The organism is Lentzea sp. NPDC004789, from assembly GCF_053601075.1.
The window spans coordinates 188,163-208,904 of sequence record NZ_JBSGBE010000011.1 but is presented as its reverse complement, the minus strand read 5'-3'; the positions used below and the strand labels follow the sequence as shown (position 1 = coordinate 208,904).

The following is a 20,742-nucleotide window of genomic DNA, read 5'->3' as shown; positions in this document are numbered from 1 at the left end:
TGTGGTTCAGGCGGGCGTCAGATAGCCGCCGTCGCAACGGATTCCGGTGCCGGTGAGGTAGGCCGCCCGGTCGCTCGCGAGAAACGCCACGAGCTCGCCGACGTCCTCCGGTGTGCCGTAACGGCCGAGCGGAATGGCGCGCAACGTCTCCTCGCGCACCCGGTCGACGGCCGTGCCACGCCTTCGCGCGGTGGCCTCCTCGACCGCGCGCACCCGGTCGGTCTCGATCTTCCCCGGCAGCACCTGGTTGACCGTGATGCCGTGCGGCGCAACGTCTTGCGCGAGCAGCCGCAGGTACGACGAGACCGCCGCCCTGGCCACGCTCGACCCGGCGAGGCCGCTGATCGGCACCTCGACCGAGCTGGAGGTGATCGCGACCAGCCGGCCCCACCCGGCGCGTTTCATCGCGGGCAGCACCGCCTCGACGACGTGCTGGAACGGCAGCAGCATGAGCCGCATCGCCTCCTCCAGCCGCGCCGGGGTCAGCTCGCCGACCCGGCCGGGCGCGAAGCCCGGCGAGTTCAGCAGGACGACGTCGTACGGGCCGGTGGTGGCGGCGAGCCGCCCGACCTGGCCGGGATCGCCGAAGTCGCAGGCGAACGAGCCGTGCCCGGCACCGGGCAGCTCCGCGGCCACCTCGGCCGCGCGCCGCTCGTCCCGTCCGGAGATCGTGACCGCGCTGCCGTCGCGGGCAAGACACCGCGCGACACCGAGTCCGATCCCGCGCGTTCCGCACAACACCAGGGAGCGCTTGCCCTTGAGACCGTCGTCCACGGCCATCACCGCACGGGGTGCGTCAGCGTGCCGACCTGCTCGACGATCGCGCGCACCGTGTCACCGGTCTCGATCGGAACCGCGCCGGGCGTGCCGGTGGAGATCACCGTGCCCTGCTCCAGCGTGCGGCCCGCGCTGAAGTACTCGACGAGAAAACCGATGTCGTACTTCATGTCCGCCGGCGTGGCGGTCGCGATCTCCTCACCGTTGCGCTCCGTCGTGATGCGCAACGACTCCAACGACTCGATCTCGTCCAACGTCACCATGACCGGCCCGACACTGCAGAACGTGTCGAACCCCTTGGCCCACGGGATGTACCGCGGGTTCTCCCGGATCACGTCCTCGGCGGTCATGTCCAGCACGACCGTGACCCCGGCGACGACCTCGCGCCAGTTCTCCCTCGACACGTTCTTGCACCGCCGCCCGACCACCAGCCCGAGCTCCGCCTCCGCGGTCACCCGCTGCGACTGCGACGGCGCGGGCAGCTCGACGGTCCCGCCGTTGTCGATCAGGCAGTTGCCCGGCCGCAGGTAGGACCCCGGCCCCGACCCCGGCTGCGCGGTCTCCAGATCCGCCGCGTGCCGCCGGTAGTTCAGGCCCACACCCCAGATGTCGGCGTCGCGCTCCGCGATCGTCGCGGCCCGGTCGAGGTCCAGGCCCACCACGTCCAGCGTGTCGGCCAGGCCGCTCAGGTCCACCGGCCCGTCCACCTCGGCGATCCGGGTGACGTGCTCGTACCCCGGCACCCGCCGCAGCTCGAACCACTTCTCGCCGGCCGCGACGAGGATCTCGCTCCCTTTCTTCGCCAGCCTCATTCTTCGTCCCGTCAGTTCGACATCTCGTAGTCGTCGGACAGCACCGCCGCGGCCGCCTGGAAATCGGCCTTGCGCGGGCTCTGCTCCGCGACGTCCACCGCGGTCTCCATCAGCCGCGCCGGATCGGTGTTGGCCTTCTCGGCGAGCTCCTCGACCAGCGGGAAGAAGCCCGAGTGAATTCCGATGACCCCGCCGAGCACCTGCATGTTCCGGTCGTCCGGAATGACGTCCATGTTGACCCGGCAGAGTTCCGCGAGCTGAGCCAGCCGCTGGTAGTCGAACCGGTCGCTGTCCTTGAGCTTGATGACCCCGGCGAGCGACTCCAGTGCCGCGTTGCCCGATCCCCGCCCGATCCCGTTCAACGTGCCGTCGAGAATCTTCGCCCCGGACTCGGCGGCGGTGATGGTGTTGATGTTCGCCATTCCGAGGTTGTCGTGCCCGTGAAATCCGACCACCGGATAATGTTCCGCGACCGCACTCACGTACTCATGCACGGTCTCGGGCAACATCGCCCCGTACGAATCGACCACGTACACGCCGGCGATCCCGGGACTGACCCCTTCGAGTGCCCGCAGCAGCTCGTCCACCGGCGTCGCGCTCGACTTCATCAGGTTCAGGTAGACCTCGGCGCAGGAGTCGACCACCCGCTGGATGTACTCCAGGTGGTCCTGCACCCGGTCCGGCTCCATGCCGACCCGCACGAACGACAACCCGCGCCGGCACATCTCCACGATGGTCTCGACCTGGGTGAACTCGGGCTGGGCGAACATTCCCCACGGCTTGGTGGTGAGCGCCGACCCGGCCATCTCGCACCAGTCGAAGTGCCCGATGTTGCACGGCTTGATCCCGGCCCGTTCGGCTTCGAGCCCGAGCCCGTGGCCCACCTCGACCTTGGACACCGGCGTCTCGTTCAACCGCCTGAGCAGTGTCCACACGAACTCTTCCTCGAACTGGAAGTCGACGGCATAAGCGCCGTCGCGCAGTGTGCAGTCCAACAGCTCGATCTCAGACGCACCCGGTAAACCGTTTGCGACCACGGCCATATTCGCACTCCTCGGTTCGACGGACTTTCGCGACGCAGGCGAAATGGGACCTGCCGAGATCGACGCTGTCCCCACACCCCGAATGTCGCTCGGCTGTGCACCGTGGTTATCCACCTGTCCTGCGGCCCCAACCCGTCGGATGTGCGGACCACTCGTATGGCCCAACGGTGTTTATGCTTTCCGATATCGGGTGACACTCGCCGAATTCGCAGCTGAAGGCGTTATGCGTGTTCGCGCGGCATATAACCGGACAAATGTCCTGTTGCGCAATGTGATCGCTCAGAGGTGAACGATTGCGGCAGAACCAAAAGGGTCTGCCGTGGACTGTCCATTCGCGACACCCGGCCGGCCGGTCCGCGATCGTCCGCGCGTGCGGACCGGGCTCTTCGGTAGCGTTGGCCCGGCGATGGCCGTGCCGATGGGGGAGTTGGTTGGCGGATGTCCGATGAAGTGCTCCAGGTGCCTCTTCACAAGGAGCTCGACGCCCTGTTCGGCCAGCACACGGCGGCCGGGCACGCGCGCGCGTTGGTCTACGGCGTCACCGACCGGGACGGGCTGTCGCACGCGGCCGGTTTCGGGGCGGTCGACGAGCAGGACCGCGTTCCCGACGCGGACGTGGTCTTCCCGATCGCGTCGCTGACGAAGAGCTTCGTCGCCTGCGCGGTGCTGATCGCCCGCGACCAGGGCAGGCTGTCACTGCACGACCCGATCACCAAGCACGTCCCCGAGTTCGTCATCGCCGGTGGCGAGGGGGACGTCCCCACGATCGAGATGCTGCTGGGCATGTGCGGCGGCCTCACCGAGGACAACTCCTGGGTGGACCCGTTCATCGACACCCCCACCGAGGACCTCCTCGCCAGGGTGTCCAAGGGGGTTCGCCTCAGCCATCTGCCGGGCGCGGTGTTCGAGTACTCCAACCTCGGTTTCACGATGGCCGGCCTGGCTCTCAGCCGGGCGGTGGGCCGGCCGCTGGCGGAGTTCGTCACCGAGGAACTGCTGCGGCCACTGGGCCTGACGTCGACGTTCTGCGACACGGCCGTGCCCGATCACCTCCCGCGCGCCGTCGGCTATTCGCTGGACGCGCAAGGGAACTGGGTCGCCTACCCGCCGCAGACCTCGGACGCGTTCCTCGGCGCCGGCGGACTGGTGAGCACCGTGCGCGACCTCGCGCGCTGGATCACCTGGCTCGGTTCCGCCTTCCGGCCCGCGCGTTCCGGCGACAACCAGGTGCTGAGCCGCCTGTCCCGGCGGGACCTGCAGCGCGTGCGGGTGTTCACGGCACCGTCGCTGAGCCTGACCGGGATCGGGCAGGCCCGGTTGAACTCCAGCGGGTACGCGCTCGGCCTCGGGGTCGGCAACGACCTGCATCGCGGGACGATGATCTCGCACAGCGGCGGGCTCCCCGGTTTCTGGCTCCACATGGCCTGGCACCCCGAATCGGGCCGCGGTGCGGTCGTGCTGACCAACGGCAACCGCGGCAACCCCGCCGCGCTCTGCGTCGAGGCGCTCGGACGGATGCTGAACCACGACCAGGCCCCCGCGGCCACCGCGACGCTGTGGCCGGAAACGGTCGCCCTGCGCGCGCAGGCCGACTCGCTCGTCCGGAACTGGGACGACGCGCTGGCCGCCCGGATCTTCGCCGAGAACGTCGACTTCGACCGCCCGCTGCCGCAACGCCGCGCGGAGGTCGCCCGGCTCGTGGCCGAGGTCGGGCCCCTGCTCGACGCCCGCCCGGCCGACCACGTCTCCGCCGGCACCGCCGCCGACATCACCTGGTCGATCCCCGGTGAACGCGGGGAGTTGGTGTGCATGATCCACCTGACGCCCGTGGAGCCGGCGCGCATCCAGGAGTTCATCGTGAAAGCCGTCCCCGCCGGGCGTTCGCGGTCAGCCGGCTCCGCGGACATCTCGCTGCAGCGCCGGTTCGGCCAGGCCTTCCTCACCCCGGCGGCGAACGTGCGGGTCCGGTTCCCGGACTCCGATCCGGACTAGCCACCGGTAACGGGCGGGCGCGACGGGACGACGTTCCGCGCAGCGGTGACGAGGGGGCGGTGGATGACGGAACTCGACCCGGCCCGCGGTGCCGAGGAGCCCGACGTGCTGTCGCAGACGCACAACGCCGTGTCCGCCAAGACCGTGTCAGGTGTCGTGGTCCAGGCAGGCATCGTCGCCCATGTCGTCCATCAGCAGCCACCGCCGTACCGGATGCCGACACCGCGGCAGCTGCCTCCCGCGCCCGCCGGGTTCGTCGGCCGCTCGTCCGAGCTGGCCCAGCTCAGTGCCGCGCTGGACGCGGGCGCGGCTGCGTCGGGCCCCGCCGTGGTGATCTCCGCGCTGGCCGGTACCGGGGGCATCGGGAAGACCGCGCTGGCGCTGCACTGGGCGCACGCGAACCGGCACCGGTTCCCCGACGGCCAGCTCTTCGTCGACCTGCAGGCGTTCTCCCCGGCGGGCGCCCCGCTGGAGCCGGCGGTCGCACTGCGCGGGTTCCTGGACGCCTTCGGCGTGGATCCCGACCGCATCCCCGGTTCGCCGCACGCCCAGGTCGGTCTGTACCGGAGTCTGGTCGACGGCAAGCACATGTTGATCATGTTGGACAACGCGGCGAGCGTCGACCAGGTGCGGTCGCTGTTGCCGGGCAGCCCGACGTGCACCGTGATCGTCACCAGCCGGCATCGGCTCACCGGGCTGGTCACGGCCCACGTCCGCCTGCTGGATCTGGACGTGCTGCCCGCCTCCGACGCCAGGAGCCTGCTGGCGAGCCATCTCGGCGCGCAGCGGATGGAGGCCGAGCCGGAGGCGGTGGCCGACCTGCTGGCCTGCTGCGCGGGTCTGCCGCTGGCCATCCGGATCGTCGCCGCCCGCACCCGGCACCACCCCGGCTTCCCCCTCGCGGTGCTGGCCGAGGAACTGCGCGACACGGCCGCGCGACTGGACGGGCTGGACGCCGGGGACCTGCACTCGAACCTGCGCGTCGTGCTGTCGTGGTCGACCCGCGCTCTGAGCGGCACGGCGGCGATCCTGCTGGGGCTGCTGGCGATCGCGCCCGGCCCGGACATCGGCCTGCCCGCCGTCGCGGCGCTGGCGGCACTGCCCGTGCACCGGACGCGGCTGGTGCTGCGCGAGCTGGAGAACTCGTCCCTGGCCCAGCAGCACACCCCTGACCGGTACCGGATGCACGACCTGATCCGCCTGTTCGCCGCGGACCCGGACTACCGGCCCGGGGACGAGGAGGCACGGGCGGCGGCGCTGCGCAGAGTGATCGACTTCTATCTGCACACCGCCTGCGCCGCCGACCGCCTCCTCGACCCGCACCGTTCTCCCGTCCCGCTCGGGCCGCCCGTCCCCGGTGCGCACCCCCAGCAGCTGCCCGACGCGCCGGCGGCGATGAGCTGGCTGGAGACCGAACACCCCGTGCTGCTCGCGGCCCACCACGTCGCGGCCGGCAACGCCTGGCACGACGCGGTGTGGCAGCTGGCCTGGACCCTGGACACGTTCCACTACCGGCGGGGGCACCGCCACGACCGGCTTCGGGTGTGGCAGGCGGCGTTGGACGCCGCGGAGCGCCTGTCCGACCCCGCCGCCCGCGTCGACGCTCACCAGCACCTCGGACACGCCCACACCGCGTTGGGGCGCCCAGGAGAGGGGATCGAGCACATGCTGCGTGCCCTCGCCCTGGCCGAGGAACACCGCGACACCGACGGGCAGGCCCGGAGCCACCGGAATCTCGCGTGGGCCTGGGAGCACCGGGGAGACGTCCGGCAAGCCCTGGAGCACGCTGTTCACGCACTGGAGCTGTTCCGCGTGCTGGACCAGCCGGTGCCGGAAGCGTTCGCGCTCAACGCGGCGGGCTGGCTCGCGGCACAGCTGGGTCAGCACGACGTCGCCCGCCGACGCTGTCTGGCCGCACTGGCCCAGCACCGGTACCACCGCAATCCCACCGGTGAGGCGAAGACCCTGGACAGCCTCGGTTACATCGCCCACCGCACCGGTGACCACCGGCAGGCGACCGACTACTACCGGCAGGCCGCCGCCCTGCACCGCGCTCTCGGCAACACGACCGAGGCCGTCAACACCCTCGGCCGGCTCGGCCATCCGCATCTCGCCCTGGGCGAGTGCGAGCTCGCCCGCGCGGTGTGGCGGGAAGCCCTGCGGATGTACGAGGACCAGGGCCGTGACGCCGACGCCGCTCACGTCCAGCGGCTGCTCGACGACCTCGACCGCGCCGGTCCGGCAGTCCGTTCGGACGAGTGACCTGCGGTGCGGCCGACGACCCGGTCAGCCCGCCAGGCCGAGGTGTGACTGGTCGCCCAGCAGGATCTGCTGGTGGAGGCGGCGCAGGCGCAGGCACGGTTCCACGCCGAGCTCGCTGGCGAGGGTCGCGCGTGCGGACCGGTAGACGCGCAGTGCGTCGGCCCGCAGGTCCGCCTGGTAGAGGGCGAGCATGAGCTGGCGGTAGAAGGCTTCGCGCAGCGGGTGTTCGGAGATCAGGCGGTACAGGTCGCCGATCACCATGCGGTGGGAGCCCAGTGCGAGGCGGGCGTCGATCTGCAGCTCGGTGCACTCAAGGCGAGCGGCTTCGGCCCACGCGACGAAGCCGCGGACGATGGGGCCGTTGCCCTGCGCGTCGCCGAGGGCGGGGCCGCGCCAGAGTTCGAGCGCGGCGGTGAGGTCGGTTTCGGCTTCGGCGTGACGGCACTGGGCGAGCAGGGCGCGGCCGCTCGTGAGCAGGCGGTCGAAGGTGCTGAAGTCCTGTTCACCGGTCGTGTGCAGCAGGTAGCCCGGGGCCTGGGTGACGATCGGGGCCGGGCCGCCTTCCGATGGTTGCAGGAGCTTGCGGAGCTGGGAGATGTAGACGTGCAGGGCGGCGCTCGCCCTGCGGGGAGGGTCGTCGCCCCAGATCTCGGTGGTGAGCTGGTGGAAACTCACGACCTGGTTGGCTCTGATGGCCAGCGCGGCGAACAGCAATTCCACCTTCGGTGCGCTGATCACCGATTCCCGGTGTTGGTCCAATAACGTGACGCGTCCCAGCAGTCGATACCGCAAAATATTCCCCCATGATGGTTCATGCACGTGATCGGACGACGTCGGTGTCTGCTCGGACTATGGCACGCTTTGCGGCGGCGGTGGCATCAGAGAAACTACGTATACGTCCGTGAGAACGGTGGAGCGGCACCTCGCAAACCAGACGTAACGGATGATCCTGTCCGCCCTGCGGTGTGGTGAACAGGCCACCGAACCCCTGGCGATGCTGGTAGGGTTCAAGTGTTGTTGTGCCTGGGGAGGCTGGGGACCGGCGAGGAACTGGGATCGGCTGCCGTTTCAATGGCGCCGTCGTTCTCTTCGCGGTGGACCGGTAGTACCCATTTCACACAACTGTAACTGGGGGCATCACATCGGGGGGTTTGATGCGCGGACAATTGCTGGACATTCGCACCGCCGAGATGTCGCGTCTGTCGTCCGCGCTCGATGATGTGAGATCAGGGCGGTCGCGGATCGTCCAACTCGTCGGTGATCCGGGCAGTGGCAAGACCAGCCTGCTCACCAGGTTGGCGAACCGGGCGAGAGAATGCGGACTGCCCGTGCTCACGCAACGCTGCCACGGGCGTGAGAAGGACGTGCCGCTCCAGGCCGTCGCGAACCTGCTCGACACCGCCCTGGTCGTCGACGCGCTCGACGCGCTGCCCGCGGCACTGGCGCATCGCCTCCGCACCGTGCTGATCGACCGCACGGTCGACGACGGGCCCGATGCCGCACTGGAGCTGCGCCGCGCGGTGCGCGTGCTGTTGCGGTCGTGGGCGGGCGAAGGCCTGGTGGTGCTGATCGACGACGTCCACTGGGCCGACCCGGAGTCGATCGAGCTGATCGAGTACCTGGTGCGCAAACCCGTTGAGGCGCCGCTGTTGCTGGTGCTCGCGCACCGCGGCCGCCAGGCGCCGCCCCGGCTGGCGGCGGCGCTCGCGGACGGCTGGGTCGAAGGCACCGTCGAACGCGTCGACGTGGGCCCGCTGGCGCTGACCGACGCCGCGCTGCTGCTGGACCTGCCGGTCACCGCGCCGGAGGTGGCTCGCCTGCACGCCGCGGCCGAGAGCAACCCGCTGTACCTGAGGGCGTTGGCGAACGGCGAGATCCCCGAACAGGTCGCGGCGGTGCTGAACGCCGAGATGGCGTTGCTCGGCCGGCACGAGGCGGCGGTCGCGGACGCCGCGGCGGTGTTCGGCGAGTTCACCATGAACGGCATCGCGCACGTCACCGGGCTGTCCGCGGACGTGGTCTGCCACGCGGTCGGCGACCTGCACCGGCGCCATCTGATCCGCACGGTCGCGCGGTCGCCCACGTACCGGTTCACCTTCCGGCACAAGGTGGTCGCCGATGTCAGGTATGCCGCGATCGACCCGTGCCTGCGCCGCCGGGCGCACCTGAGGACGTTCCTCTACCTCGTCGACCAGGGCGCGGACTGCGCGCTGGTCGACCGGCACGTCGAGCTGGCGCTGGCCATGCCGGAGCGGGAGACCGTGCGCGCGGTGCTCGAAGCCGCGGAACGGGTGATGTGCACGAGACCGGACGCGGCCGCGCGGTGGCTCAGCGCCGCCTCACGCGCGCTCGCGGCCGCGGGCGGCGAGCTGTCGGAGCTGGTCGAGGTCGCGGACCTGCTCGCGCGGGCGCTGGCCGCGGCAGGTGAGTACGCGCGCAGCCGCGAGGTGCTCGACGACATCGTGAGCAACCCCGGGCTCAGCGAGGACTCGGGGCGGCTGCGGGTGATGTCGGCCGCGGCGTTGCGCGACGCGGTGCTCGGGCTGCCCGTCGAAGCGCCGCCGGTGACGGCACCGTCGGACGTGGCGGAGCTGATGATCGCGCGCGGGCTCGCGCGCCTGGTCGAGACCGGTGTGCCGGACGCCGACGCGGTGCACCTGGCCCTGACCACCGCGCGGCGGCACCAGGACGTGCTCGGCGAGACGGGCGCGCTCGCGTTGCAGACGCTCGGGCAGGTCTACGCGGGTGATGTCGGCGAGGCCGTGCGCGGCGTCGTGGCGTGCGCCCGGCTCGCCGACGGCTTGAACGACGACCAGCTCCACAGGTATCCGGAGTACCTCGCGATACTCGGCTGGGCCGAGCTGCTGATGTGCTGGTTGCAGCCGGCGCAGCGGCACTTCCAGCGGGGGCTCGAACTCGCCCGCCGGACCGGGCGCGTGCACGTCCTGCCGTTGCTGCTGGTCGGGCTGAGCGGGGTGCGGCGGCAGACCGGCCGGGCCGACGAAGCCAAGTCGCTGGCCGCGGAGGCCGCCGAGTACGCGCGCCGGATGGACGCGAGCGAGGTGCTCGGCCTGGCGCTGACGGCGGAGGCGCTCAGCGCTGTCTCCCTGGCACCGCAGGGCGGCAAGGAGGCGCTGTGGCTGGCCGAGCGCGCGGTCGCCGAGGTGTCGCCCGGCCACTGCTGGAGCCGGGACGCCATGGTGGCGCTGGCGTTCGCGGTTCGCGCGGACGGCGACCCGGAACGGTGCCGGACGCTGGTGCTGGAGGCCGGTGGAGGACCCGACCTGGCCGAGCTGCCGCCGTTCCTGAGACCCGCCTGCTTCGAGGCGCTCACCTCGATCGCGATCGGGCGCGGTGAGGACGCGCAGCCCTGGGCCGAACGCGCCGAGGCCGCGGCGGACGTGTTCCCGCTGCCCGCCCAGCGCGGGTCGGGAGCGCTCGCGCGGGGGCACCTGCTGCACAGCGGAGGTGACTGCAGCGGCGCGGTGTCGCTGTACCTGCGGGCCGCGGACACCTTCGCGCCGGCGGGCCTGGTGGCGTACCAGATGCGGGCGTTGCTGCTGGGCGCGATGGCCGCCGCGGAGTCGGGGGCGCTGCACCTCGCGAACGCGTTCCTCTGGCAGGGCCAGGCGCTCGCGTTGCGGCAGGGCGTGACCAGGGTGGTGCCGGAAGACCCGGAGGAGCCGGAACCGGAACGCCCGCCGGCCACCGCGCTGCGCACGCTGACCAACCGAGAGCACGAGGTGGCGCTCATCGCGGGGGAGGGCGCCACGACACGGGAGATCGCGCGCCGGCTCAACCTCAGCCCGCGCACCGTGGACGTGCACCTGACCCGCATCTACCGCAAGCTGCACCTGCGTTCCCGCGCGGAGCTGGCGCGCTTCATCGCCGCGGTGAACTGAGGGGCGCGGCGTGAGAAGCTGCTCTTCGTGATCGCGACGCTGCAGTGTGTGGTGTTGGACTGTGCCGATGTCGCTGAGCTGTCCCGGTTCTACCAGTCGCTTCTCGGCGGCGTGGTGAACCGGCCGGATCCGCGGTGGACGCTCGGCGACGGCTGGGCGACGCTCCACACCGACGGTGGGCTCGTGCTGGCCTTCCAGCGCGTCGAAGACCATCGGCCACCGCGGTGGCCGGATCCCGCCCGGCCCCAGCAGTTCCACCTCGACCTGGGGGTCGAGGACCTGGAACGAGCCCAGGAAGCCGTCCGCGAGCACGGCGCCGCACTGCTCGACGAGGGTGACGGGACGCGGAGTTGGCGCGTCTTCGCGGATCCGGCCGGTCACCCGTTCTGTCTCGTCCTCGAACCGGCGCTTCCGCCGGAGGGCTAGCGCCGGTGCAGGCCGTCCAGCACGAGGGTCAGCAGGCGGTCCGTGTGCCCGGTGCCGGCCGCGCTCTGCTCGCTGGCCCACGCGACGGCGTTGACGATCTGGAACACCTCGGCGACCTCGACGTCCTCGCGCAGCACGCCTTCGGACTTCGCCCGCCGCACGAGCGCGGCTCCCGCCGACCGCATGGCCTGGTGGACCTCGGCCAGCACGTCCGGCTCGTCGTCGGCGACCATCAGCGCGCTCGCCAGGCCGCGGTAGGTCGTCGCGTGCCGTGCCACCGCCAGCAACCACGTGTGCAGCGCCTCGCGCGGTGACGAGTCCGTCAGCAGTTCGGTCGCCTGCGCGGTGAGCAGGTCGACCCGGTCGCGCAGCAACGCCACGAGCAGGTCCTGGCGCGTCGGGAAGTGGCGGTACAGCGTGCCGGGGCCGACGCCGGCGCGCTTGGCGATCTCGTCGAGCGAGGCGTCGGTGCCGTGCGCGGCGAACAGCTCCGCCGCGACACCGAGGAGCTTGGCCCTGTTCCGGCGTGCGTCGGCGCGCAAAGGCCGCTCAGCGGGATCGCTGTGCGCGGTGCCCGTGGTCATGTCGCACGGCCTTTCGTTGATCTTCTTCGCCCACCACCTCGAATGTACCTCGGACCCGGACGTTCTCCGGGTTTAGACGTACTTCAGCGCCGCCGTCCAGAGTTCCCCCGCACGCCGCACACGCTGGGAGGGTCGTCTTGAGCTGGAAAGTCGTCATCGCGGGCGGGGGTCCGACAGGTCTGATGCTCGCGAGCGAGCTCAGCCTCGCCGGAGTTCAGCCGATCGTGCTGGAGCAGGCGCGGGAGGCGAGCGAGTACTCGCGGTCGCTCACCCTGCACGCGCGGTCGGTCGAGGTGTTCGGCCAGCGGGGACTCGACTGGTTCCGCGACTACCCGCGGGTGCAGTCCTACAACTTCGGGCTGCTGCAGCTGCAGCACCTGATCGACGAGTCGTTGATCCCGTTGCTGGTGCCGCAGCGGCACGTCGAGCGGCTGCTCGAGGAACGGGCCACGGGCATGGGCGCGGACGTCCGGCGCGGGCACGAGGTGGTCGACGCGGTGCAGGACCGCGACGGCGTGACGGTGATCGTGCGCGGGCCCGACGGCGAGTACCAGCTGCGCGCGAGCTACCTCGTCGGCTGCGATGGCGGGGCCAGCCGGGTGCGCAAGCTCGCGGGCATCGGCTTCCCCGGCACCGCCTCCAGCGCGAACGGTCTCACGGCCGACGTCATCACCGACCCGGACGTCAAGGAGCGCATTCCGCCCACCCTGCACCCGGCAGGGCTCTTCGCGGTGATCCCCCTGCAGCCCGGCCTCTTCCGCGTCACCACGATCGAGTTCGGCGTCGAGCAGACCGGCAGGGACGTCGAGCCGACGCTGGAGGAGTTCCGCGCGAGCATCAAGCGCGTCGCCGGCGTCGACCTGCCGCTGCTCGACCAGGCCGAGGTGCGGTGGCTGTCCCGCTTCGGCAACGCGACGAGGCTCGCGGACTCCTACCGCGCCGGCCGGATCTTCCTCGCCGGCGACTCGGCGCACATCCACCTGCCGGTCAGCGGCCAGGGCCTCAACACCGGCATCCAGGACGCGCTGAACCTCGGCTGGAAGCTCGCGGCGGAGATCCACGGCTGGGCACCGGAAGGCCTGCTCGACACCTATGAGAGCGAGCGCAGGCCCATCGGTGAGCGGGTGTGCATGAACACCCGCGCCCAGGACGCGTTGATGCACCCCCTCGACCGCGTCGAGCCGTTGCGGGAGCTGATGGCCGAGCTGCTCCGGCTGCCCCCGGTCTGCCAGTACGTCACGGACATGGTCACCGGCATCGGCATCACCTACCCGGTGAGCTATCCCGGCCGCGAGGACTCGCACCCGTTGCTGGGCCGCAGGTTGCCCTCCTTCGTCACCGAGGGCGGCGCCACGGGCACGTCCCTGCTGGCCTCGGGTCGCGCGGTGCTGTTCACCTCGGCGGCGGCGGTGACCGCGGAGGGCTGGGCGGACCGGGTCGACGTCGTCGGAATCAGCGCGGTGCCCGAGCTGGACGCGGCCGTGGTGCTCGTGCGCCCGGACGGGCACGTGGTCTTCACCGACCGCACGGGTGCCGACAGCGAAGGGCTGCGGCTGGCGCTCAAGACCTGGTTCGGCGAACCGACGGCGTCCTGAAACCACAGGTCAGGAAACATCTTGTCAACCGGAGACAGGCTCCGTATCCTCAGGAATCGGAGAAAGCCTCCGTTTGTGTTCGACCGTCCTCGACTCCGGTCAGGGGCCGTCGGGTAAGGAGTGGGGAAGGTATGTCGACGCCGGCTACCTCGAAGACCTCGACCGGGGTGGGGGCGGACGCGCCCGGCGCTCGCACCCGGCCGGGCATTGCGCTCGCCGTGATCATCGCCTGTCAGCTGCTGGTCGTGCTGGACGCGACGATCGTGAACGTCGCGCTGCCCAACATCCAGCAGGCGCTGCACTTCGACGCGGCGAACCTGTCCTGGGTGCTCACCTCCTACACGCTCGCGTTCGGCGGCCTGCTGATGCTCGGCGGCCGCACCGGTGACATCCTCGGCAGGCGCCGCGTGTTCGTGGTGGGTGTCTCGGTGTTCACGCTCGCCTCGCTGCTCGGCGGGTTCGCCACCACCCCGGCCGTGCTGCTCACCGCCCGCGCGCTGCAGGGCGCCGGTGCGGCGTTCGCGGCACCGAGCACGCTGGCCCTGATCGCCACGAACTTCCCGGAGGGCAACGAGCGCAACAAGGCGCTCGGCATCTTCTCGACGGTCGCGGGCCTCGGCATGACGGCGGGCCTCATCCTGTCCGGTGTGCTCACCGCGGCCGGTTCGTGGCGGCTGGTCATGTTCATCAACGTCCCGATCGGACTCGCGATCGTGCTGCTGGCCCCGAAGTTCGTGGCCGAGCCGCCGCGCCACCCCGGCAAGTTCGACCTCGTGGGCGCGCTGGCCTCCACGATCGGCATGACCGCGCTCGTGTACGGGTTCATCCAGGCCGCGACCGCCGGCTGGGGTGCGACCACGACGATCGTCTCGTTCGTGGTGGGTGTCGTGGTGCTGGGGCTGTTCCTCGTCAACGAGGGCAAGGCGAGCCAGCCGATCATGCCGCTGCGGTTGTTCTCGGTGCGCAACCGCGCGGCCGCGTACGTGAACATGCTGCTGTTGCCCGCCACGACGGCGAGCATGTTCTTCTTCCTGCTGCAGTACCTGCAGGACGTGCAGGGCCTCAACCCGCTGATGGCGGGTGTCGCGTTCATCCCGCTGGCCGTGGTGCTGTTCTTCGCGGCCAAGCGGGCGCCGAAGCTGATGCCGAAGTACGGCGCGCGGCCGGTCATGATCACCGGCATGGTGCTCGTCACCGCCGCCATCGTGTGGATGTCGTTCCTGACGCCGACGAGCAGCTACTGGGTGTCGGTCCTCGGGCCGACGATCCTGTTCGGCGCCGGGGTGGGCCTGTCGTTCATGCCGCTCAACATGACCATCCTCGCGGGTGTCGAGCCGAAGGACGCGGGCGCTGCTTCCGGTCTGCTGCAGGCGATGCAGCAGGTCGGTGCGTCGCTCGGCCTCGCGATCCTGGTCACCGTGTTCAACGCCGCGCTGAAGGGCAACGTGGCCGACCACGTGGCGTTCACCGCGGGTGTGTCCAACGCGCTCAAGGTGAGCGCGATCTTCAGCGGCCTCGCCCTGCTGATCGCGCTCTTCGTGATTCGCACCAAGAAGCCCGCCGCCGCGTAGGCGGTAGCTCTTCGCACGGCGGCCCGTCCGGTGGTGACCGGGCGGGCCGTCGTCGTGCCGTGGTGGCGGGACAGCCAACCGAACAGGCAGGAGTAACACCGATGAGCGATCCAGTCGTCGTCGCCGGCGGCGGTCCCACCGGGCTGATGCTGGCCTGCGAGCTCAGGCTCGCCGGAGCCGACGTCGTCGTGCTCGAACGCACCACGGACGATCCGCCGCACTCGCAGGGCATGGCCGTGCACGGCCGCACGATGCAGACGCTGGAGACGAGAGGTCTGGCCGGCCGGGTCCGCGCGGAGGGCATCTTCCCGTGGCCGCGCACGCCGTTCTCGTTCTTCTGGCTCGACCTGGAGAGCGTCGGCGAGGAGGACTACACCTTCGCGATGCCGCAGTGGAAACTGCGCGGCGTGCTGCGCGACCGCGCGGTCGAGCTCGGCGCGGATCTGAGGCGTGGCCACGAGGTCACGGGTCTCGCGCAGGACGACGACGGCGTCACCGTCACCGTGCGGGCCGGCGACGGCGAGTACTCGTTGCGCGGAAGCCATCTCGTCGGCGCGGACGGTCCGGACAGCACCGTGCGGAGCCTGGCCGGGATCACCATGCCGGACAACGGAAGCGGCTACTACGGCCTGCTCGGCGACGTGGTGGTCGCCGACGACGACAACGAGACCTTCGACGCGGGTCTGCGCGAGGGCGGCCTGTTCGGCGCGCTGCCGCTGCAACCGGGCAGCCTGCGGCTGATGACCATCGAGTTCGGCGTGCCCAAGCCGCCCGCCGAGCAGGAGGTGACCGCCGACGAGCTGCGCGACAGCATCGAACGGCTCACCGGCAGGCGCCCGAAGCTGCGCGAGGTGCGGTGGCTCTCCCGGTTCGGTCATCCCACCTCCGTCGCGCAGACCTACCGCTCCGGCCGGGTGCTGCTCGCGGGCGACGCCGCGCACGTGCTGTTCATCTCGGGCACGCAGGGGCTCAACACGGGCATCCAGGACGCGGTGAACCTCGGCTGGAAGCTCGCGGCGGAGATCCACGGCTGGGCACCGGAAGGCCTGCTCGACACCTACGACACCGAACGCCGTGCCGTCGGCGAGAGGGTGCGCGTGCACGCACTGGCCCAGCTCGCGCTCATGCACCCGCTGGACCGGGTCGGCCCGCTGCGGCAGCTGTTCGGCGAGGTGCTCGGGCTGGAGGCGGCGAACCGGCACGTGCTGCAGGCCGCCACGCTCACCCGCTACGACCTGCCGGGGGAGAACGCGCATCCGTTGCTGGGCACCAGGATCGCGAACCTGCCGGCCGTGGTGCGGGGCCTGGCGGACGGCCGGGGCGTGCTCCTCGACGCCACCGCCGGCGAGAGCGTGTCGCAGGCCGCGGCGGGGTGGAAGGACCGGGTCGCGGTGGTGCGCGAGGACGACGCCGGTGCCGACGTCGTGCTCGTGCGGCCGGACGGGCACGTGGCGTTCGCCGGTGGCGAGCAGGACCTGGACGGTCTGCGAGCCGCGCTGCAGACGTGGTTCGGCGCACCGGTGGTCTGACGGAGAGCACACCAGAACGCGGCCGCCCGCCTGTCCGCAGTGGAGGGTGGGCAGCCGCGTTCCGCGGGTCGCCCGCGTGGGGGTTGGCGCCGGGCGACACCGGGGGAGAGTTGGCCTAGCGGGAGGAGATGTGGGTCGTGGTGGCGGTCAGCGCGGCGGCGAGGTACGCGGTGTCGGTGTACTCGTGCACCCGGAGCACCTTGCCGTCCCTGAGCTGGAACGCGAAGTGGGCGCGGTTGCGGTACCGGCCCTCCTCGCCGGCCAGCGCGCCGTCGGCGACGACCCGGACGGCCACCTGGTCGCCCTCGGCGACCAGACCCAGCACGGTCATCGTGACGCCCTCGGGAAAGCGCTCGGCCGCCCGCCTGCGGGTCTCGATCATGTGCTGCTTGGACTTGGTTCCCGCGAACGGGGTGTGCTCGGGGTCGGCTTCCACGACGAACTCCAGCTCGTCGTGCGTCACCGCCGCGAAGTGGTCGGGATCGAGCCAGTTCTCCAGCAGCGACAGCACGACCCGCTTGTTGCGCTCGACGTTCTCGACACTCATGTCAGGCCTTTCGACTCAGCCGAGCAGTGGGGCCAGGGCCCGCCACTGCGGAAGCGGCAGCACGGTGGACGGCGTGCCGATCACGTACAGGCACACGTGATCCGCGCCCGCGTCGAGATGGGCCTGCACGCGCACGGAGATCTCGTCCAGCCCGCCCCAGGCGACCAGCGCGTCGGCCAGCCGGTCGCCCGCCGGTCCGTCGAGCGCGATCTCGAAGCCCAGCTGCCGGAACACCGCGGCGCGGTTGGGCAGGCTCGCGGCGACGTGTTCGCGTGCGACGGCACGGGCGGCGGCGGGGTCGCCGGTGAGGAACACGGCCTGCTCGACCCCGAGGAACGCGTTGGGCCCCAGCAGCTTCCGCGTGAGCGCGGTGTGCTCGACCGGCACGCAGAACGGCAGGGCGCCGTCCGCGCGTTCCCCGGCGAGCTTCAGCATGCGCGGCCCCACCGCGCCGAGCACGCGGGCGGGTTGCTTGCCGGTGCCCGGCGGTCCGAACGGCGCGGCGTCCATCCTGTCCAAATAGGACCTCATGGTCGGCACCCTCGGCCCGAACACGTGGCCGCGGATGTCCTCGACGAACCACGGGTGGCTCACGCCGAGCCCGAGCAGGAACCGGCCGGGGTGCGCCTCGGTGAGCGTGCGCTGCGCCTGTGCCGTGGTGACCGGGTCGCGGCCGTAGATGGTCGCGATGCCGGTGGCGATGCGCATCCGGCTGGTGGCGCCGAGCAGCAGTGCCGCCTGGGTGAAAGCCTCCCGGCCGCTGGTCTCGCCGAGCCACAGCGCCGGGCAGCCGAGCTCCTCGAGCTCGGCCGCCGCCCGGCGGGCGGTCCCGATGGGGTGCTGGTCGAACTGGCTCGTCCACACCCCGACGCGGCCGAGGTCGAGTCGTGCGCCGCTCATCCGCGCGTTCCTCCGATGCGTGTGGTTCCGTCACACGCAAGGATACGGAGACGGTCTCCGTTTAGCAATCACCAGCGCACGGGAAGCGCGCTGAGCGTGATCCCGTAGCCGCCGCGGTTCCACGGCAGGTCCTCCGGCGCGGCGGTGAGCTCCAGCTTCGGGAACCGGTCCATCAGCGCGCTCAGCGCCTCCTGCAGCTCGACCCGTGCGAGGTGCACGCCGAGGCAGAAGTGCGCGCCGGCGCCGAACTGGAGCGTCGCAGCCGCACGGCCCGGCCGCACCTCGTCCGGCTCCGCGAAGACCTCCGGGTCGTGCCCGGCGGCGATGAGCGGGGAGATCACCGCCTGGCCTGCGCTGATCACCGTCCCGGACGGCAGCTCGACGTCCTCGGTGGCCAGGCGCAGCAGACCGATGCGGCCGGGCGGGTTGACCCGCAGCAGCTCCTCGACCGCGGCGGGCAGGCCGGAGCGGTCGCGCACCAGGTCGTCCCACAGGTCCCGGTGCGTCAGCAGCGTGAGCACGCAGCGGCTCAACGAGTTGGCCACCGTCTCGTTGCCGCCGACGATCAGCCCGCGCACCAGCGACACCAGCTCGGCCTCGCTGAGCCGGTCCTGCTCGTCCCGCGCGCTGATCATCTGGTCGATCAGGTCGTCACCGGGGTGCTCGCGATGCCTGCCGATCAGCTCCTCGGTGTAGGCGGTGAACTCGCCCGCCGCCACCTCCCGTTCGGCCATGCTCATGCCCGACACGGACAGGAACGCGGAGACCCAGTGCTGGAAACGGTCTCCCTCCTCGTCCGGCACGCCGAGCTGGCGGCAGATGATCCGCACCGGCAGCTGGTAGGCGAAGTCGGCCATCAGGTCCGACGGCGGGCCCGCCGCGTCGACGTGGTCGAGCAGCTCCTCGGTGATCCGCGCGATCTCCGGCCGCCACTGCTCCGCCCGCTTCGGGGTGAACGCGGACGCGACGATCCGGCGCAGCCGCCGGTGGTCGTCGCCGTCCATGTTCATCAGGAAGTCGGGGTCGTCGGCGAGCAGGTTGCTCGGCCACAGCCGCGGCGTGCCCGGTGCGGAGAGGTCGCGGCTGAACCTCCTGTCGCGCATGACCGTCTCCACGTCGTGGTACTTCAGCACGAGCACGGCGCGGTCGCCGGTCGGCGTGGTCACCTCCGACACGGGGCACTCCGCCCGCCGCCGCTCGTACTCGGGCGGCTGGGTGGAGAGCGGGCCGTCGGGGAACGGGAAGCGGTCGTCGGACATGGGTGTGGCCGTCCTCGTGGTGGGTCAGTCAGCTGCCGGGCGGCGGCTGAGGGTGATGGCGCGTTCCGGGCAGGCCTGGGCGCCGCGCTGCGCGGCCGGACGCAGGTCCTCGCCGAGCTCGAACTCGCCCATGACGTTGAAGCCGTCGTCGTCGACCTCGTAGACGTCGGGGGAGAGGGCGTTGCACATCGCGTGCCCCATGCACCGGTCGCCGTCGACGCTGATCTTGAACGTGCCGGTCTGCTGTTGTGCGGTCACGACTCCCACTCCAGTTCCAGCGAGGCGATGCCGCGGGCGGGCGAGTAGTGGTGGATGGGCACGCTGCCCTGCGCGACCCGGTAGCGCGGTACCCGCGCGTGCCACTCCTCGACGGCGGTGCGCATGATCCGGCGGGCCACGTGCATGCCGAGGCAGCGGTGCGGGCCGATGCCGAACCCGAGGTGCCGGGTCGAGTCACGGCCGAAGTCGACCTCGTCGGGCCGTTCGAACACCTCCGGGTCGCGCCCGGACATGCCCCACGACATGAGCACCCGGTCGCCCGCGCGCATGGTCACGCCGTGCCGTTCGACGTCGCGGGTGACCACCCGGCCGGTCGTGGAGACCGGTTCGTGGCGGATCAGCTCCTCGACGATCGCGGGCACGTTGTCCGGCGCGGACACCACCTGGTCCTGCACGTCCGGGTGGTCGGCGAGGTGCAGGAACGCGAGTCCCAGCGCCGCGGTGGTGGTGTCGAGCGCCGCGAGCATCGACACGAACGCCGCGTTGACCATCTCGTCCTCGGTGAGCGGGCGGTCGCCGAAGCTGGTCTCGATCAGCCGGCTGAACACGTCCATCCTGCCCGCGGTGCCCTCCGCCCTGCGGCGGGCGAGCGCGTCGCGGAAGAAGTTCCACAGCGGCTTGTTGGCCGCGTGGATGTCCGCGTCCGTCCTGGCGTTGGGGATGCCCTCCTTGCGCAGCCACGTCTTGTGGTCGAGCAACGGCTGCAGGTACTCCCGGCCGATGCCGAACGTGATCAGGAACGTCTCCGCGGGCAGCGTGACCGCGATCTCCTCGATGAACTCGCAGCGTCCCTTCGGCACCACGCGCTCGATCGCCTCGACGGTGGCCTCGCGGATCAGCGGCGCGAAGTGGTTCACCACCGACGGGTTGAACAGCACCGACAACGTCTGCCGCCACATGCGGTGCTCGTCGCCGTCGAGCTGGATCGGGATCTGCTTGGTCTCGAAGATGTCCCGGTGCGGGATGCCGATCTGGGCGCTGGAGAAGATCTCCGGGTTCTTCGCGGCCCACTCGATGTCCTCGTAGCGCGTGAGGATCCAGAACCCGCCCAGTTCCTCCGACCGCACGATCGGCGGCGAGCCCTCGCGCATCCGGTTCCACGGCGTGACCGGGTCGCGCTGCAGCCACGGCTGGTAGACGCTCCACCGGCGGGCCAGCTCGCCGGCCGTGCCGGGTGGTTCGAGCCTGCCGTGGTCCACCTTCTCCGCCATGCGACGGCTCCTTCGCTTCCGACGGGCTTGGCGCCCGAAATGGTGTGCCGGAG

The 20,742-nt window shown here is 71.2% G+C and carries 17 protein-coding genes; 7 read left to right on the top strand and 10 right to left on the bottom strand.

What is annotated here, in order from left to right; all coding sequences use genetic code 11:
- Nucleotides 1–6: 6 nt before the first annotated feature.
- From ACWEIJ_RS25175 to ACWEIJ_RS25165, 3 genes are read right to left on the bottom strand one after another with little or no spacing between them, the layout of a single operon-like run.
- Nucleotides 7–774, bottom strand: a complete 768-nt coding sequence (locus ACWEIJ_RS25175; protein ID WP_449839684.1) for an SDR family oxidoreductase — start codon at nucleotides 772–774, stop codon at nucleotides 7–9.
- Nucleotides 775–779: 5 nt separating this feature from the next.
- On the bottom strand, nucleotides 780–1,589 hold the full coding sequence (locus tag ACWEIJ_RS25170; protein WP_449839683.1) for a fumarylacetoacetate hydrolase family protein: 810 nt from the start codon (nucleotides 1,587–1,589) through the stop codon (nucleotides 780–782).
- Between the two features lie 11 nt (nucleotides 1,590–1,600).
- The gene (locus ACWEIJ_RS25165; protein ID WP_449839682.1) at nucleotides 1,601–2,632 is read right to left on the bottom strand and encodes a hypothetical protein; all 1,032 of its coding nucleotides are present in this window, start codon (nucleotides 2,630–2,632) and stop codon (nucleotides 1,601–1,603) included.
- A gap of 438 nt (nucleotides 2,633–3,070) precedes the next feature.
- Here ACWEIJ_RS25165 and ACWEIJ_RS25160 point away from each other — a divergent pair, with 438 nt between their 5' ends.
- A complete protein-coding gene (locus ACWEIJ_RS25160; protein ID WP_449839681.1) occupies nucleotides 3,071–4,624 on the top strand; it encodes a serine hydrolase domain-containing protein in 1,554 nt (517 codons plus the stop codon).
- 63 nt (nucleotides 4,625–4,687) lie between these two features.
- Nucleotides 4,688–6,886 (top strand): ATP-binding protein, encoded by a 2,199-nt coding sequence (locus ACWEIJ_RS25155; protein ID WP_449839680.1) that lies wholly within the window; start codon nucleotides 4,688–4,690, stop codon nucleotides 6,884–6,886.
- A 24-nt stretch (nucleotides 6,887–6,910) separates the two neighbouring features.
- Here the strand turns inward: ACWEIJ_RS25155 and ACWEIJ_RS25150 are convergent, their stop codons facing one another.
- Entirely contained in the window at nucleotides 6,911–7,606 is a 696-nt protein-coding gene (locus ACWEIJ_RS25150) for an AfsR/SARP family transcriptional regulator (protein ID WP_449839679.1), read from the bottom strand.
- A gap of 434 nt (nucleotides 7,607–8,040) precedes the next feature.
- Between ACWEIJ_RS25150 and ACWEIJ_RS25145 the strand changes: the two genes are divergently transcribed.
- Together ACWEIJ_RS25145 and ACWEIJ_RS25140 are read left to right on the top strand one after the other, a co-directional pair.
- Nucleotides 8,041–10,788, top strand: coding sequence for an AAA family ATPase (locus ACWEIJ_RS25145; RefSeq protein ID WP_449839678.1), 2,748 nt, complete (start codon nucleotides 8,041–8,043; stop codon nucleotides 10,786–10,788).
- Between the two features lie 27 nt (nucleotides 10,789–10,815).
- The gene (locus ACWEIJ_RS25140) at nucleotides 10,816–11,214 is read left to right on the top strand and encodes a VOC family protein (RefSeq protein WP_449839677.1); all 399 of its coding nucleotides are present in this window, start codon (nucleotides 10,816–10,818) and stop codon (nucleotides 11,212–11,214) included.
- Here the strand turns inward: ACWEIJ_RS25140 and ACWEIJ_RS25135 are convergent.
- Nucleotides 11,211–11,798, bottom strand: a complete 588-nt coding sequence (locus ACWEIJ_RS25135; protein WP_449839676.1) for a TetR/AcrR family transcriptional regulator — start codon at nucleotides 11,796–11,798, stop codon at nucleotides 11,211–11,213. The two genes, ACWEIJ_RS25140 and ACWEIJ_RS25135, sit on opposite strands and share 4 nt — an antisense overlap.
- A 137-nt stretch (nucleotides 11,799–11,935) precedes the next feature.
- On the opposite strand from ACWEIJ_RS25135, the gene ACWEIJ_RS25130 reads away from it, so the two are divergent.
- The 3 genes from ACWEIJ_RS25130 (at nucleotide 11,936) to ACWEIJ_RS25120 (ending at nucleotide 16,493) form a co-directional block, all read left to right on the top strand.
- Nucleotides 11,936–13,393, top strand: coding sequence for an FAD-dependent monooxygenase (locus ACWEIJ_RS25130; protein WP_449839675.1), 1,458 nt, complete (start codon nucleotides 11,936–11,938; stop codon nucleotides 13,391–13,393).
- Nucleotides 13,394–13,524: 131 nt separating this feature from the next.
- The gene (locus tag ACWEIJ_RS25125) at nucleotides 13,525–14,964 is read left to right on the top strand and encodes an MFS transporter (RefSeq protein WP_449839674.1); all 1,440 of its coding nucleotides are present in this window, start codon (nucleotides 13,525–13,527) and stop codon (nucleotides 14,962–14,964) included.
- A gap of 101 nt (nucleotides 14,965–15,065) precedes the next feature.
- Complete coding sequence (locus tag ACWEIJ_RS25120; protein ID WP_449839673.1) at nucleotides 15,066–16,493, top strand: FAD-dependent monooxygenase; 1,428 nt, start codon at nucleotides 15,066–15,068, stop codon at nucleotides 16,491–16,493.
- 115 nt (nucleotides 16,494–16,608) lie between these two features.
- Here the strand turns inward: ACWEIJ_RS25120 and ACWEIJ_RS25115 are convergent, their stop codons facing one another.
- The 5 genes from ACWEIJ_RS25115 to ACWEIJ_RS25095 all read right to left on the bottom strand — a co-directional run bounded on the left by ACWEIJ_RS25115 (nucleotide 16,609) and on the right by ACWEIJ_RS25095 (nucleotide 20,689).
- Nucleotides 16,609–17,040, bottom strand: coding sequence for a nuclear transport factor 2 family protein (locus tag ACWEIJ_RS25115; RefSeq protein WP_449839672.1), 432 nt, complete (start codon nucleotides 17,038–17,040; stop codon nucleotides 16,609–16,611).
- Between the two features lie 15 nt (nucleotides 17,041–17,055).
- Entirely contained in the window at nucleotides 17,056–17,940 is an 885-nt protein-coding gene (locus tag ACWEIJ_RS25110) for a TIGR03620 family F420-dependent LLM class oxidoreductase (protein ID WP_449839671.1), read from the bottom strand.
- Between the two features lie 68 nt (nucleotides 17,941–18,008).
- Complete coding sequence (locus tag ACWEIJ_RS25105; RefSeq protein WP_449839670.1) at nucleotides 18,009–19,199, bottom strand: cytochrome P450; 1,191 nt, start codon at nucleotides 19,197–19,199, stop codon at nucleotides 18,009–18,011.
- 24 nt (nucleotides 19,200–19,223) lie between these two features.
- Nucleotides 19,224–19,457 carry a ferredoxin gene (locus ACWEIJ_RS25100; RefSeq protein ID WP_449839669.1) on the bottom strand — a complete coding sequence of 78 codons (234 nt, stop codon included), beginning with the start codon at nucleotides 19,455–19,457 and terminating at the stop codon, nucleotides 19,224–19,226.
- A complete protein-coding gene (locus tag ACWEIJ_RS25095; protein WP_449839668.1) occupies nucleotides 19,454–20,689 on the bottom strand; it encodes a cytochrome P450 in 1,236 nt (411 codons plus the stop codon). Before ACWEIJ_RS25095 ends, ACWEIJ_RS25100 begins: the two co-directional genes overlap by 4 nt.
- Nucleotides 20,690–20,742: the final 53 nt, after the last annotated feature.